Annotated in this window: 10 protein-coding genes; 1 reads left to right on the top strand and 9 read right to left on the bottom strand. The window is 44.1% G+C overall.

Annotated features, from left to right (window positions below):
• Positions 1–37: 37 nt before the first annotated feature.
• The 9 genes from gltB to C8D84_RS10250 form a co-directional block, all read right to left on the bottom strand.
• Positions 38–4,501: a glutamate synthase large subunit gene (gltB, locus tag C8D84_RS10210; RefSeq protein ID WP_109591922.1), complete on the bottom strand. Its 4,464-nt coding sequence runs from the start codon at positions 4,499–4,501 to the stop codon at positions 38–40.
• Between the two features lie 909 nt (positions 4,502–5,410).
• On the bottom strand, positions 5,411–6,484 hold the full coding sequence (locus C8D84_RS10215) for a hypothetical protein (protein WP_109591924.1): 1,074 nt from the start codon (positions 6,482–6,484) through the stop codon (positions 5,411–5,413).
• Positions 6,485–6,613: 129 nt separating this feature from the next.
• Entirely contained in the window at positions 6,614–7,723 is a 1,110-nt protein-coding gene (aroB, locus tag C8D84_RS10220; RefSeq protein WP_109591926.1) for a 3-dehydroquinate synthase, read from the bottom strand.
• Between the two features lie 118 nt (positions 7,724–7,841).
• Entirely contained in the window at positions 7,842–8,402 is a 561-nt protein-coding gene (gene aroK / locus C8D84_RS10225; protein ID WP_045453412.1) for a shikimate kinase AroK, read from the bottom strand.
• A gap of 164 nt (positions 8,403–8,566) precedes the next feature.
• Positions 8,567–10,906 carry a type IV pilus secretin PilQ gene (gene pilQ, locus C8D84_RS10230; protein WP_109591928.1) on the bottom strand — a complete coding sequence of 780 codons (2,340 nt, stop codon included), beginning with the start codon at positions 10,904–10,906 and terminating at the stop codon, positions 8,567–8,569.
• 27 nt (positions 10,907–10,933) lie between these two features.
• Positions 10,934–11,467: a pilus assembly protein PilP gene (locus tag C8D84_RS10235; protein ID WP_055124829.1), complete on the bottom strand. Its 534-nt coding sequence runs from the start codon at positions 11,465–11,467 to the stop codon at positions 10,934–10,936.
• Positions 11,467–12,201: a type IV pilus inner membrane component PilO gene (locus tag C8D84_RS10240; protein ID WP_045453405.1), complete on the bottom strand. Its 735-nt coding sequence runs from the start codon at positions 12,199–12,201 to the stop codon at positions 11,467–11,469. The genes C8D84_RS10235 and C8D84_RS10240 overlap by 1 nt, the downstream gene beginning before the upstream one ends.
• Entirely contained in the window at positions 12,198–12,860 is a 663-nt protein-coding gene (locus C8D84_RS10245) for a PilN domain-containing protein (RefSeq protein WP_109591930.1), read from the bottom strand. Before C8D84_RS10245 ends, C8D84_RS10240 begins: the two co-directional genes overlap by 4 nt.
• Entirely contained in the window at positions 12,860–13,915 is a 1,056-nt protein-coding gene (locus tag C8D84_RS10250) for a pilus assembly protein PilM (RefSeq protein ID WP_109591932.1), read from the bottom strand. Before C8D84_RS10250 ends, C8D84_RS10245 begins: the two co-directional genes overlap by 1 nt.
• Positions 13,916–14,108: 193 nt before the next feature.
• Here C8D84_RS10250 and C8D84_RS10255 point away from each other — a divergent pair, with 193 nt between their 5' ends.
• Positions 14,109–16,757 carry a penicillin-binding protein 1A gene (locus tag C8D84_RS10255; protein WP_109591934.1) on the top strand — a complete coding sequence of 883 codons (2,649 nt, stop codon included), beginning with the start codon at positions 14,109–14,111 and terminating at the stop codon, positions 16,755–16,757.
• Positions 16,758–16,856: the final 99 nt, after the last annotated feature.

A 16,856-nucleotide genomic window follows, 5' to 3' on the forward strand; every position in this document is an offset into this window, starting at 1 on the left:
GTTTTTAAAAGCGGAACATTGGATAATCCAAGCAAAGCTACTGTGGGTCAGCCATGGTGGTCTTGAGAAGGCTCGCAATGTTTGCCGCTTTAGGCTTCACCAAATAAAACTTACGAACATAGTGCTCAAAGTCAGCCAATATCGTCTGACCCCACGCGCTGCCTGTTTTATTAACATGCGCTTCAATCACTTGCTGCAAATGGATACGATGCTCTTCGGTTTGCTCACTTGAGATACGGTTAAGATCGATCAGCTCATGGTTACAACGGTCAAAGAAGTCCCCTTCCATATCAAGCACATAAGCGAAGCCACCTGTCATACCTGCCCCAAAGTTGAGACCCGTACGCCCAAGAATAGTGACAATACCGCCTGTCATATATTCACAGCAATGATCGCCTGTGCCTTCGATGACTGCGTGCGCGCCAGAGTTACGCACCCCAAAGCGTTCGCCAGCAGTACCAGCTGCATATAGTTTGCCGCCCGTTGCGCCATATAAGCAAGTATTACCAATGATGGCGGTCTCTTGCGCCGTAAAGCTTGAGTCTTTTGGTGGATAAATAACAATCTCACCGCCAGCCATGCCTTTGCCGACATAATCATTGGCATCGCCTTCTAGCTCAATATTTAGACCACCTGCATTCCAGACGCCTAAACTCTGCCCAGCAGTACCAGTCAGATGCAGCTTAATTGGCATATCACTCATGCCAAGGTTGCCCCAGACCTGCGCAATCTCACCAGAGATACGCGCGCCGATAGAGCGATCACAGTTACCGACATAATAGCTATAATCGCCGCCATTACCTTGACGAATATTGAGCAGCATATCACTAATCATCTGTTCAGCGAGTAAGCCTTTATCAAACGGCTCATTACGCTCAACCTGACAGGTTTGGGCTTTACCACTACTGGCCGGATGGCTAAATAATAATGGCGTTAAATCCAAATGACGCTGCTTATCCGTGTTGCCTTCTAATACTTCAAGCAAGTCAGTCCGTCCGACCAACTCTTCCATACTACGCACACCAAGGGCGGCAAGCCATTCGCGCGTTTCAGTTGCTACAAATTTAAAGAAGTTAATGAGCATCTCTGCTTCGCCAATGAAATGCTCATCACGTAGCTTGGCTTTTTGCGTCGCAACCCCAGTCGGGCAATTATTAAGATGGCAAATGCGTAGGTATTTACAACCAACGGCAATCATCGGCGTGGTACCAAAGCCAAAGCTTTCTGCCCCAAGGATAGCGGCTTTTACCACATCAAGTCCTGTCTTTAGACCACCATCAGTTTGAATACGAACTTTATGACGCAAGCCATTTACTCGTAGTGATTGATGAGTCTCAGCCAGTCCTAGCTCCCATGGTGAGCCTGCATGATGGATAGACGATAGCGGAGAGGCTGCCGTACCGCCATCATAACCTGAGATGGTAATCAAGTCGGCATAAGCTTTTGCCACACCAGTAGCAATAGTACCAACGCCCGGACGTGAGACCAATTTGACCGAAACCAAGGCGTCTGGATTGACTTGTTTTAAGTCAAAAATCAGCTGCGCCAAATCTTCGATAGAATAGATATCATGATGCGGTGGCGGTGAAATCAACGTCACACCCGGTACAGAATAACGTAAGCGCGCAATCAGAGCATTGACCTTACCACCCGGCAACTGACCTCCCTCACCCGGCTTGGCACCCTGTGCAACCTTGATTTGCATCACTTCTGCTGAACGCAAATACGCTGGGGTGACGCCAAAACGACCCGAGGCAATTTGTTTGATCTTTGAGTTGCGCAGCGTGCCATAACGTACTGGATCTTCGCCGCCCTCACCAGAGTTTGAACGTCCACCGATGGTATTCATCGCCATGGCAATCGCTTCATGGGCTTCGGGTGACAATGCCCCCAACGACATGCCCGCCGAGTCAAAGCGCGTCAGAATGGATGAGATATCCTCTACGTCATTCACATCGATAGAGTTATCTGTTTTTAATTGCAATAAATCACGCAAGGTCGCCACCGGACGGCTATTAACCAAATCAGCATAATGACGATAATTATCATAATCACCCGTACGAACCGCGGTATGCAGGCTATTAATCACGTCTGGGTTAAAGGCATGATATTCTTTGTTGAAGACAAACTTCAGTAAGCCACCTTGATCGAGTGGCGCGCGGCGCTTAAAAGCATTCGCCGCTAGCTGTGCTTGATCGGCAGCTAAGTCAGCAAAGGTCGCACCTTTAATACGACTCTGCACGCCTTTGAAACACAGGCTCACCACCTCTTCAGAGAGACCCACTGCTTCAAATAACTGCGCGCCGCGATAAGAGACAATGGTCGAGATGCCCATTTTTGATAAGATTTTTAGCAAGCCTTTATCCAAGCCTTTACGGAAATTAACCCGCGCTTGAATCGGATCACCAAGTAGCTCACCAGTCGCTACTAAGTCATCAATAACATCATAAGCCAAGTAAGGATAAATGCAGGTCGCACCAAAACCAATCAATACTGCCACTTGATGCGAGTCGCGCGCCAAACCAGTCTCAATGATTAAATTGGCGTCAGTTCGAATACCTTGACCAATCAAATAATGATGCACCGCACCAGTCACCATGATGGCATTGGCTGGTACTTTATCAGCATCGATGTCTTTATCAGACAACACAATCAAAGTGTGACCAGCTCGGATGCTGTTAGCCACTTGCTCGCAGATAGCCGTGATGGCTTCTGATAGCTCAAGGGTGCGATCATAGTTTAAATCAATACGCGCCATTTTAAAGGCTGGATCGCCCAAGGTCTCAAGCTGCTGCATCTTGCTGGCTGACAGTACAGGCGACGATAAGATAATACGGTGTGCATCTCGCGCTGATGGCGCAAACACGTTAGTTTCAGCACCGAGGCAGGTCTGCAATGACATCACGATAGATTCACGCAATGGATCAATCGGTGGATTGGTCACCTGTGCGAACTGCTGGCGGAAGAAATCACCGACATGGCGGATTTGCTGCGACAGCACTGCCATAGGCGTATCATCACCCATTGAACCGACGGGCTCTTGACCATTTTCGGCGTTGGGGCGGATAATTTCAGTACGCTCTTCATTGGTGATGTGATACATTTTTTGCAGTGTTTTTAGCTCATTACCACGGCATGTTTGTGCTGCTAACTCTTCTTCAAGGCGCTCATCATCACGGATACGGGTTGCTTCTTCACGCAGCCATTTACGGTACGGATGGGCTTTTTTAAGTAACGTCGCAATCGCTTTAGTATCTAAGATTTGACCCGTTAAAGTATCAATAACGAGCATTTGACCAGGGCCAACGCGTCCTTTTGCCAATACATCTTTTGGCGAGTAATCCCACACACCAACTTCAGAAGCAACGGTGATATAGCCGTTTTTAGTGGTCACCCAGCGCGATGGGCGCAGACCGTTACGATCAAGCATACAGACCGCATAGCGTCCATCTTGAATCACCAAACCTGCTGGACCATCCCACGCTTCCATGTGCTGCGAATAAAACTCATAAAAGGCGCGCAAATCCATATCCATGCTATCGACATTCTGCCAAGCAGGTGGCACGAGAATCGACATCGCATGGAATAGATTCATACCACCTGACATGAGGACTTCAAGCATATTATCTAAGCTTGATGAGTCAGATCCCGTACTGTTCACCAGTGGCGTCAATTCATTCAAATTGGGCAGTTTGTCTGATTTTAGTTTTGGCGTCCGTGCCTCAGACCAGTTGCGATTGCCTGTGATGGTGTTCAACTCGCCATTGTGGGCAAGATAACGAAACGGCTGCGCCAAGGGCCAACGCGGCAAGGTATTGGTGGAGAAACGTTGATGAAATACCACGATATGCGATGCCAAACGCGCATCTTGTAGATCCAAGAAAAATGCTGGCAAGTCTGATGGCATCACCAAACCTTTATAGATAATCGTCTGGCAGCTTAATGAGCACACATAAAACAGCTCATCATTAGCTAAGCGCTGCTCTGCTTTTTTGCGTGCGACAAACAGTTTACGATTAAAGTCGTCCGCTGCCAAATCATCGGGGGCGTTGACAAACACTTGCTTAAAATCAGGTAAAGTCTCACGGCCAATGTCACCGACAATGCTCAAATCAAGCGGCACATCACGCCAGCCAGCAACCTCTAATCCTTGGGCGACAATCTCATCGCTCAGCACTTGCTGGCTATCACGAGCTTTTGTCTCATCTAAATTGACAAAGATCATACCAACGGCAAAGTTGTTAGTAATCACGAACCCTTGCTCAGCAGCAATACCTCTAAAAAACTCAACAGGCGTCGCCAGTAGTAGACCACAACCATCACCCGTTCTACCATCAGCAGCAACACCGCCGCGATGGGTCATACAGCTTAGACTATGAATAGCAGTTTTTACCAAATCATGGCTGGCTTGTCCCTCAATATGAGCGATCAAACCAAAACCACAGTTATCAGAAAAGTCATCTGGCGTGGCCAGGTGGGTTTGCGAGGAAATCATTGACATGGCTAGTCCTTTTAGGTGAACGGGCAATTTATGCATCCAATGCAGATCATAAACTGAAGACCGTAAGCAGAACGGGCTAATAATTAATATTCGTATATCCGAATTAATAAATGGTGTGACGCTCATAGACATCATTTTGAGACTAAGGTGAAAGCTCTGGCACTCCCAGTCATTGAATGATGTTTCAATAGATCATTAACATATTAAAAGATAGTAAACGGTCGCCCTTGGCAATGACATACAGCCCTGTATACCCGTTACCTAATCATCAATAACGCAATGTCGCTATCTTGAGTGTCACTTGTTATCACACCATGCCTAGCAATCCAGACTGATTGACTACGCATGTAATAACCGTGCATTTGATTAATTTTGAATATCTGACGCTCTGTAATCAAGCGCTTCATTCACTCTAAAGAGAGCGATAATAAGAGAGGTTGCGCCACTTGCGATAGCTTAATTATAGATAGCAAGTGACAACGCTTGAGACAAAAAATTTTAGTAACGTATCTTTTAAATGATAGAAGTTTACCAATTCATTGTTAAAAAACAATTTTTACGATAACTATACAGAACGTCGCCCACAGTTATATTAGTTAATGACGGACAAAAAATCTAGTCTTTTCTATCCATTCACCCACCATATTTTGTAAGAGAACTTATTACTATTGGTTATAGGATGATTAAATGTTCTATGCAAATTTTGATACATAGTATCTGTGACAAGGCTTAGTTGAGATACTTAATTAAGATCAACTTCTTTTGGAAATGTATTTTTAGCACTAATTATATGCTTTATGATGCTCCACAAAAAAACCCACTAACCAGCTTGTCAGTGGGCTTTTGTCAATCATAGTGATAACGAGGTTATCATAACTATCAACGATATGTTCAAAGGACAAACACACTCTAATTACTTTTGTCTTCTATCAGTGTTTTTATGCTGTCGTTATTGCTCTTAGGAGGATTGCTATTCTTGCTAGTAGCGTTTGCGCCAGAATTTGTGCTACTGGTACTACTTGGCGGCTTTGGTGTTGCGACTACTGGGGGGTTTTTAGTGGTATTTTCAGTGCCTGATGTCACTGGTTTTTTATTCTCTGATTCAGACTTAGTTCCACTACCTTCATTTTTAGGCGTGGTAACAGAGGATACTTCCTCTTCATTGCCAACAATGCGCTCTTCAGTGACCGATAAAGTATCAGAGGTATCTGCTGACTGACGGATACTTTCATTGTCGCCGTTACTGGCAGTTTCTTGACTGCTACGACCAGCATTGTCCCCATTATTCGTTTCTGGCAGTGGCTGGCGCACTGGCACTTCGCGCTTAGTCGGCTTTAGATCAACAGAACGTGTGCGTCTGGTGCTCAAATCTTTAACCGGATCAGGGCGTTCATAATTATCAATGATACCGACATAACGATTGATCTCTTCTGGCAACACGCGCACATTGGCTGGCAACTTAAAGTCTATCAGTTTTGCAGCGCCAACCGCTTCTTGTGGACTACTCATGAGCCCATAAGTTAACATATAGCGGACTTGATTTTCATCATCAAGATAACGGAAATAAGCAAATTTATTACGGTCTGCGCGGCCTTCTAGATAACTGACAATCACATCGTTTTCGGCGACATTCATCACCTGCACTGTCCACTTACCTTTGTTCGCCAACAAATAACGTTTGTCTTTAAACTCAGCAGGATAATTGCGCAAATCACGTACCGTCGTATCAAAACTAATGGGCTGCACGTCGGTATCAAGCTCGTGTAACGACTCTATTTTTAAGGGCTGCTCAAGCTCAGCACTCAATGGTTGCGGTGCTGATATGGGAGCATTTTCAATTTTGGCACCCATCGCTGGCGTTTGACTAAACATCCAAATCAGAGCCGTAACCACACCCAGCAGCAAGGTCATTATCAGCCAAATCAACGCTTGACGGCGATATGACTGGCTAGCGGTACGCGGCGTCGATCTTGAAGCTGCCATGGGAGTATCCTTGGTGAAAATAAAGTTGACCGCATTCAAGAGATGCGCAGTAAGTAGAATGGCGGCGAGCCAGTCTGCTTTAAACCGTTGCGTTCAGTAAGTATTCATGAGCACTAAAGCTTTGAGACATTATACGCTGTGCTCTGACAATACCGCATGCAAAAGATCTTCATCGAAATCATTGGTCAATATGGCCTGACCTAGTGATTTTAACAAAATCAGGCGGATTTGTCCGTGTTTCACTTTTTTATCATGTCCCATCAAGCTTAGCACCGTTTGTGTATCAATGCGTGGCGGGGTGATGGGCAAATTTGCTAAGGTTAAAATACGCTTAATACGAGCAACGTCCTCAGCCGTTAACCAACCCATTCTCTGTGATAACTCTGCGGCTTGTACCATGCCAGCAGCAACTGCCTCACCGTGTAGCCAATTACCATAGCCTTCATGGGTTTCAATGACATGACCAAAAGTATGACCAAAATTTAACAATGCTCGCACGCCTGACTCTCTTTCATCTTGCGCGACGATATCGGCTTTATACTGACAGCAGCGTTTTACGGCATCACCAAGTACCGCTAAATCCAAATCCATCATCGCTGGCAGATTGACTTCCAGCCAATCTAAGAACGTGACATCCATAATGAGTGCGTATTTAATGACCTCAGCCAACCCGGCTGACAACTCGCGCGCTGGCAAAGTCTTGAGCGTACTCATATCAGCAAGTACCATTTGCGGCTGCCAAAAAGCGCCAATCATGTTTTTGCCTTGAGGGTGATTGATGCCCGTCTTACCACCAACGCTCGAATCCACTTGTGACAGTAGCGTGGTTGGAATCTGGATAAAATTTACACCACGCATAAAGCTTGCAGCAGCAAAGCCCGTCATATCGCCCACAACGCCACCACCTAAAGCAATAAGCGTAACGTCACGATTGAAATGCGCTGCCATCAATACATCGTAAATTTGATTGATACTGGTCTGATGCTTATATTGCTCACCATCTGGCAATACGCAAACACGCACAGTGAACTGCTCTGTTAACTCTTTTTCTAAAGCGTTTAGGTATAAAGGCGCAACAGTATCATTAGTGACAATCAATACTTGGCGACCACGAATATAAGGTGTGATCAGCTTTGCCATACTGTTGTGATCTATCGCTGTTTTTTCAGTAATGACGATTGGATAGTCATGGCTTTGCGTATGAACCGTTAAACCGTCATGAAACAGTGGCGTTGCCATTAAACACTCCCTAAGCATTTTGAATGAGGTAAAAGTAGCTGAGCTTAACTAGGGCGCGTCCTGATTTTTATCGCCATTTTTAAATGAGGACACGCCTTGATAAAGTTTATCATTATGGTTAATTTTCTTTATCTTCTGGTGCTATAGCAGTCGAGTCAGTAAATGACTCTAGTTGCTGTAAGAGCTGATTGACCATATGACGAGGATAAGTATGACCAGTTGGCATAATAATATGAGCAACTTGGCGATATAAGGGATCACGAGTGCTATATAAATCTTGCAAGATTTTTCTAGGATTTGGCTGCTGTAACAGTGGTCGTGATTTGTCTTTAGCCGTGCGAGCCATTTGCACATCAACTGGCGCGTTCAAATAAACCACGATGCCACGCTGATGCAAAAACGCTCTGTTTTCAGCACACATCACAGCGCCACCACCAGTCGCTAAGACGATTTGGTCTTTTTGAGTCAACTCATCGATGGCGCGCGTTTCACGCTCACGGAAGCCCGCCTCGCCTTCTTTAGCGAATATCCAAGCTATGTCAGCCCCTGTCTGCGATTCAATGTACCAATCGCTGTCTACAAAGGTGCGCCCCAACTGCTTAGCCAGCAATTTACCGATGGTTGTCTTCCCTGCTCCCATCGGCCCTACTAAAAATACCGACGGCAATTCCTCCACCATAATACTTACTCAGCTAAATTAGCTATGATACAACGTCATTGATATTCTGGCTAGTAATGAGCGTTGATTATTGTTAGTAAAATTCAATCAATATGAAAATTTTTCCATAAAAAAAGCAAGCGTTGATGCTTGCTTCTTTTGAGCGAAAACCAATCAATAAATGATTAATCCAAGCGGCTAATACCATCATTGATTAATTTTGGCGTGATAAATATCAATAACTCTTCTTTCGAATTACTACGCACGTCTTTACGGAAAGCCCGGCCGATATAAGGCAGATCTCCTAAGAAAGGTACTTTATCGACACCATTGCTGGTACGATTCTTAAAGACACCACCCAACACAACCGTTTGACCATCTTCAACAATAACATTGGTTGAAATAGAGTCTTCAGCAATAGCAACCTGATTATTAATAATGGTTGGCGTACCGTTAGTGATTAACAATTGCAAACCGATTTTGCCATCTGGGGTGATATTTGGTGTGGCCTCTAAACTCAATGCTGCTTCTTTAAAGCTAGTGGTAGTTGCTCCACTGGCAGACGCTTCTTGATAAGGAATCTGCGTCCCTGAAGAGACTTTCGCCGTTTGCTTGTCTGCTGTCAGAATCTTCGGCGTAGAAATCACTTCACCGCGATTATCCGCTTGCAGTGCTGACAATTCAAGATCAAGCATTACATCTGACATGCTAAGCAAGCCAAAGGCAATACTACCCGCGGGGTTAGCCACACCTAAATCGACGTTTAAGTTATCAGGACGAGTAATATCGTATGAAGGATAAGAAACCGTTTGACCATTTACCGTCGTCGTTTCTACATCAAAGTCTTTTAAATCCCATAACGTTTGATTACTACCACCGACCAATAAATTACGGTTGTTAGCAGCACCATTTGACAAGATACCCCAACGAACCCCAATCTCTTTACTAAAGCTATCACTAGCACTCACAATACGCGCTTCAATCATAACCTGACGGACTGGAATATCAATTTTACCAATCAACTTATGGATATTCTCGATACTGTCAGCCACATCTTTAATAATTAAGGTATTGGTACGCTCATCTACCGTTACCGTTCCACGATTAGACAATAAAGTATTGTTATCAGCAGCATTTGCATTGCTGCCACCTGATGAGCCACTGCCTTGAGAAATAAGTGTCAAAACATCTGGTGCTTTTGCATAGCTAAGACGAATATATTCTGTGCGTAATGGCGCAAAAGACTCAACTGCTTGCTGTGCTTCAAGCTCACGTGCTTCTTGCTCAGCAAGCTCGGTGGAAGGCGCAACCAAAATGACATTGCCATTCTCACGCTTACCAAGATTCTTACTCTTTAGAATAATATCTAGCGCTTGATCCCATGGGACATTAATCAGGCGTAAGGTGATATTGCCCGCGACTGAATCACTAGCCACAATATTCATTTCTGTGAACTGCGCTAGGATATCTAAGACACTACGAATCTCAACGTCTTGAAACTCCATAGATAGCGCTTCACCGCTATAGACTTTTTCTTCAAGTGTTGGCTCACGTAGTAGCTCAGGTTTTCTGATATTAATATTCAGCTGATTGCCTGATTGATAAGCCTGATACTCATAATCTTCTTTGACATTAATAGTAATTACACCATTTTGACCTTGGTTTTTAGTATCAATACTTTCAACCAGACCACTATTAATATTCAAACGGCGCAATAAATTTCTTGGCACGGTGCTACCCGTTAAGCGTACCACTAACTTGTTACCTTGACGTTGTACATCAACGGGAATGGCTTCATTGGTAAGTGCGATGCTAACGTTGCCACCACCATCATTTCCTGCGGCAAAATTGACGGCACTCAAACCATCATAGCTATATTGCTTACTCACTTGCGATGCAGCAAGTTGTGGGCTTAATAATGGGTTAACTCTGACCACCATGGTATCAGCAGGCACTTGGTTTTTAACCACCGTTTTACTGGCTATATTGACTGCCGGTGCACTACTGGTTTCTAAAATCGGTGTAACGACTGCTGTCCTCGTGATCGCATTATTGTCATTGAGTACGTCTTGGATAGGATCATTGGTCATTACTGGACGGTTAGGATCGGTAATGGTTAATAGTAAATCGTTACCCTCAATCGATGTCGTATAGTTACCTGCCTGTTTTAGCTCAACAATCAGACGCGTGGTACTGTCACTATTTAAAGTCGTGACCTTATCAATCATACCAATATTGTATTCATTAAAGCGACTAGCAAGTCCATTTTGCACTTGTTCAAAATCTAATACCAAACGGCTAGGGTTATCAAGTTGATAAGCAGCAGGTAACACTGGTAAACCTTCAAATCCCAAACGCATTTGCGTCACTGCTGGTGCAGTTTGTACCACAGAAACTTCGTTAATGCGCTGTGCGGCATGGGCACTATTACTCACTGCTACCATGCTGATTGCCAATGCTGAAATGGCAAAAGCAGAAGATACGCGGTTGCTCATCATCGTTACCTTGTTATTGCGTACTGTCATTATTTATTCCTCAAAAAATCTGCCGACTTAGCTTATGGGTGAAACCAACGACTGGGGTTTTTCAACAAACCCAGCGCGGCTGTCTGGCACAATTTCAATCAAGTTAATCTGGGTCGGCGTGATTTCAACAATACGGCCGTCATTTAGTCCAAGATAATCACCTACTTTCACACTCGCGACTGAACCATCAGGGCGTTGTACCAACGCATATCGCTGACCTTCAGGTGAAATTACGACACCACGAAAAATCAGTTGCGATAGCTCATATTGCTCAAGAGGTTCTTTCACTCTGGTAATGTCAGGACGCACACCATCGATGGAGGTGGTGGGACCTTGGACATTGACTAAACTCGGTGGTAAGAATGGACTGCGCTGGGCGCTGGCACTATAAACAAAGTCTTCTACTAGCTCAGCTTTGGGCGGTGGTTCAATAGGTTGAGCTGGCTGATTACGGATATCGGTCATTGATTGCTCTGCCATACCAATGCGATCCGCACACCCTGTCATGGACAATACAGCCATGCTTAAAACCAATAGCGTAGGCAGTTTTTGAATATTCATTAGTTGCCTCCTGCATTATCAGTGGTCGCAGCGTCAGTGACAGCAACCGTTTCATCACCCTCAGGGTCAGCTTCTTTTGAACGATACGTTTTGGTTTGTAATACCAAATTAAGCTCCGGTAAAACATCCAATGTCGGCTGCGGATTGCTGACCTCAAAATCATGCATAGTAATGATTCGTGGTAAGGCGGCAAGACCACTAATAAAGCTACCAAACTGATGATATTCGCCCAAAGCAGCAATGCGGATAGGTTGCTCAATAAAAAATTCGTTTTCAATCTCAGGCTCTACTGAAATGTCTTGAAAACGTATATTGCTGCCGACACCCGTCATGTTAATGCCCTCAACCAGCTCTGATACACGCGTATCTTTTGGTAACTGATCGAGTAAGGTATTGAACTCAGCTTCCATTTGGACAACTTGCTCTTGGTAAGCTTTTAAATGACGCGCGCGTGATTCTTTTTCACGATAACTATCAAGTAACGTTTGTTGCTGGCTCTCAGCAGCATTGATCTCATCGATTTTACTACTAATCGGTAAAGCCCATGCCAACGCTGCGATGAGCGTAATGATAAGCCCTATTACCGTTACCTTTACAGGTAATGGCCAGCTGCCGTAGTTTTCAGAGTCTAACGATTCAAAACTGCGGCGAAACTCCTGTAAATCAAACTGTTGCTTTGGTTTCAATGCTGTTTTTTTGGTTTTAATCAGGCTTTTTTTACGGTTAAGCTTCATAACTCACCTCCAGGTACAGTGGTACCGTCAGCACCTTCTACAGGAGCGGCTGTTTCCGACTGTACTTTGGTCGTGATCACAAACTGTACATAACTGTCTTCAGGATAAATAGGACGCGGCTGTTCACCAGCGGTGACCGTATTATTAAGCACTGGTGCAGATTCATAAGCACTGATATTTTGTTGGATATTACTAACGGCTGAATCACCCATCCATTTACTATCATCAAGATTACGAATCAAACTTGACACAATATTTGGATTATCAGCTCGACCTGTCAGCGTCAAAACATCGCCTTCACGTTTGAGGTTATTCAAATAGAGTGCCGGCGGGATGGCTTTAGCTAGATCATCCCATAAACGAACAGGCACAGGACGTCGACCCTGCAAGTCTTGAATGACTTGCATACGTGAAATAATATCCTCACGGCGCTGCTCTAGACTATCAATTTCAGTCAAAGCCGTATCTAAAAGCGCATTTTCTTTTTCAATCAATGCGTTCGCATCAAGTTGTTCATCAAGCTCGTTGTTAAAGTAGCTCCATGAAGCAAATGCAGCCAATAAAGTAAGCAAAGTCACTGCCACTACTAACGTGAGAAATTCTTTATTGCGACGCTCGCGCTCTTCTTGGCGCCAAGGTAATAGGTTAATACGAGCCATTAGTCGAAGCTCCTTAACGCAAGACCGCACGCAGCCATTAAACTTGGTGCATCAATGGCCAGTTGCTCATTATCGATATTTGGGGCAATAGTCATATTGGTAAAAGGGTTGGCAATACTGACAGTCACCCCAAGTTTTTGCTGTGCCATGCCAGCAAGACCAGAAATAGAGCTACTACCACCAGCAAGGACCACATGATCGATACTACTGTATTGGCTTGAAGAAAAATAAAATTGCAATGAGCGAGTAATTTGTTGAATAGCATTTTCGATAAAAGGCGTCAGCACATCAAGATAGTAGTCATCTGGTAAGGTACGCTCACGCTTACTAACAGACGCTTCTTCAGCAGATAGTCCATAACGGTTTTGTATCGCTTCTGTTAACTGAACACCACCAAATAATTGTTCACGGCTATAGATAAACTCACCGTTCTTAGCGATATATAAAGTCGTTTGATTGTGACCAATATCTATCAAAGCCACTAACTCAGGGGCATTTGGTAAGTTATTTACCATGAGTCCAAAAGCACGTTCTATCGCATGTGATTCAATATCCATGACCTTCGTTTGAAGACCACCAAAGGTTAAGGCATCAACTCTTTGGTCAACATTCTCCGAGCGTGATGCGGCAAGTAAGACTTGCACCATATCATTACTTGCTAAAGATGGCCCTAAAACTTCAAAGTCTAAGTTGACGTCTTCTAATGGATAAGGTATGTATTGATCAGCATCTAAACGTATCTGCGCTTCACGCTCAACGTCGCTTAGCGCAGCATCCATATCAATAATTTTAGTGATTACTGCTGATCCTGACACGGCTGTTGCAGCACTACTACCAGCGACATGACAACGTTTAGCTAAGTTAGCAATAATATGACCAACCGCTTCGGTGTCTACAAGAAGTTTATCGACGACTATACCTTCTGGCAGTCTTTCAATACCATAAGATTTTAGATGAAACATGCCCTGTTGGCGCTGTATATCAACCAACTTTACTGAAGTGGCACAGATATCCACACCAATTAAATTCTGACTCTTGGAAGTAAATAGCCTCACAAACTCTATACCTTATATTAAGTGTACAATCTGATAGTTATTTGTAATAATTCAGTACAATACTTTACTTAACAGATAGATTCAAGCATTTAAACAGGTTATTAAGGTCAACTTACACATTTATTATGACCTGCTGATTTTGTTCAAGGTATAATGTTTTATCTGTTGCAAATTTTAATTGATAAGTCTTCTTATGACCAAAAAAAATGCTACCGCCCGTCTCATTCACTTTTTGGTGGGGCTTGTTATTGCCTGCTTGGCATTGGCAGTTATCTTAGCACTTGCTGTGCCCATTGGTTTTTATGGGATGGCGATGTATTTATCGCCTACCCTGCCTAGCATTCAAGAGATTAAAATAGCAAATTTAGAAATGCCATTACAGATATATAGTAGTGATGACAAACTCATTGGCCAATATGGTAACCGTTTGTCTTTACCAATTACTTTTGAGGACATTCCTGAAAATTTGACTCATGCTTTTTTAGCAGCAGAAGATGCGTCCTTTTTCCAGCACAGTGGTATTAGTATTAAAGGTCTTGGTCGCGCAGTGACAGAAGTAGTGACTGATGACGACAGCCAAACGGGCGGCTCTACCATCACCATGCAGGTTGCCAAAAACTACTTCTTAAGTCCAGAGCGCACCTTAAATCGCAAATTGGTCGAGCTATTTTTAGCACGTAAAATAGAAGATGAGCTCAGTAAAAATGATATCTTGACGCTTTATGTCAACAAAATCTATCTAGGCGAAGGCGCTTATGGTATCCGCGCCGCGGCAAAAAAATATTATAGTAAATCCCTAGAAAACCTCACTATTGCTGAAACAGCAATGTTGGCGGGCCTACCAAAAGCCCCTTCTAAATACAATCCTGTTGCCAATCCCAGTCGCGCCCTCACTCGCCGCAACTGGATCATTGGACGCATGCACGAATTAGGCTATATCAGCAAAGTACAACGCGACGAAGCGATCAGCTCACCAGTAGGCATTAACCTCTATAAAGAGAAGCTCGACGTCAATATGCCATATTTGGCAGAAATGACACGCTCTACCTTAGTTGATCGCTATGGTGAGCAAGTGATGCATAGTGGATGGCGGGTACGTCTTACCGTTGATAGCAAAGCACAGACAGATGCGGAAACAGCGGTACTGACCGGTTTGGTGGCTTACGAACATCGTCATGGTTGGCGCGGGGCTGAAGCAAATGATGAACCGCTAGAAAATTTCCGCCGCTATAGTAATATGACTCCCGCCAAAGTCACCAAGGTTAATGCTCGCAGTTTTGAGGCGACAATGCCCTCTGGTGAAAATGTGACCGTTGGTTGGTCTGGGATGAGCTGGGCACGCAATTATATTTCTGCCAATCGTATCGGTTACTTTCCTGACAACGCCCGCCAAATTGTCAATAAAAACGATATCATTCGTTTGATACCGACCGCGAATGGTAATTGGCAGCTGGGACAAATCCCCGAACTACAAGGAAGTCTGGTCTCCTTGAATCCAGAAACTGGTGCTGTTAAGGCATTAGTCGGTGGCTTTGACTTTAATCACAGTAAATTCAATCGTGCTCTACAAGGCTGGCGTCAACCAGGCTCAACCATTAAACCGCTTGTCTATACCGCTGCTCTAGAAAAAGGCTATCGCCCAGATAGCATTGTTTCGGATCGACCGATTCAAGTGGGTGACTGGAAACCAAAAAATTCTGATCAACGTTTTTTAGGCGAAATCACTTTACGCCGTGGACTATATTTATCTCGTAACTTAGTCTCTATTCGTCTCTTACAAGCCATTGGTATCTCTGATACGCGCGACCTATTAGATGAATTCGGACTTGATAAAGAAAAGCTACCGACGACTTTGTCGTTAGCGTTAGGTGCAGGACAAGCAACACCGTTACAAATGGCAACAGCCTATGCCACGTTCGCGAATGGCGGTCACCGTGTACAGCCGTATTTTATCGAACAAATTTATAATTATAATAATAACCTCCTTTTTCAGGCAAACCCACGCCAAGCGTGTGCCACCTGCTTCAATGAAAAACTTGAAGACCTCAATAGAAATCTCATCGAAGATTATAAGAAATCAATTGAAAATGAAGACAGTGTTATCGATGATGAAGTGACGGTTAAAGAACAAAACTTAGAAAACAGTGATAATAGTGAACAAAACGGTAAAGCGCTAAATTTAAAGGTTTATGATGCTAGCCCACAGGCCGATCGCTTAAAAGCACCAGCGGTTCAATATGCACTGGCTAAGCAAGCACCTCGAATCTTACAACCCAGAGTCGCTTTTGAGATGGCAGATATCTTACGTGACGTCGTACAGCGTGGTACGGCAGTACGAGCCAAGGCTTTAGGTCGTGATGATATTGGTGGCAAGACTGGTACCACCAATGAAGCAAAAGACGCTTGGTTTGCAGGTTTTCATCCTACCAATGCAACTGTCGTATGGATGGGTTTTGATCAACCATCAACCATGGGTCGTCGCGAATATGGTGGTGTGGCAGCTCTACCCGTTTGGATGGATTTTATGAAAGCCCAACTTAAAGACACGCCTCATCAGTGGGTGTCTATCAATAACCGCGCCAAATCGAAAAAGCAAAAACAAAGAATTATAGAAATGACTGATGATGGTATTCTGGCCGATGATGAAGATACGGATAGCAGCGAATCAGAAAAACCAGTTAAGACGCAGACTCAACAGCGTAAATCACCACCAGCTGAGCCTGTTGAAGTACAAACTAGCTCTCAAGCAGCCAAACCTAGTAACAGTCGTAGTAATGATAGTGTGCCGCAAAACCCTTTATCGGTAACACCCGTTGAGCGCATGCCACCGATACCAGAGTAGACAACCATTAATAATATAAACTTATGACGTAAAAAAAGGCTTATTTGGCACTCGCTAAATAAGCCTTTTTTATACTTAATATTTTGATCAATACCACTC

The sequence above is a fragment of the Psychrobacter immobilis genome, from assembly GCF_003148585.1.
Classification (GTDB): Bacteria; Pseudomonadota; Gammaproteobacteria; order Pseudomonadales; family Moraxellaceae; genus Psychrobacter; species Psychrobacter immobilis.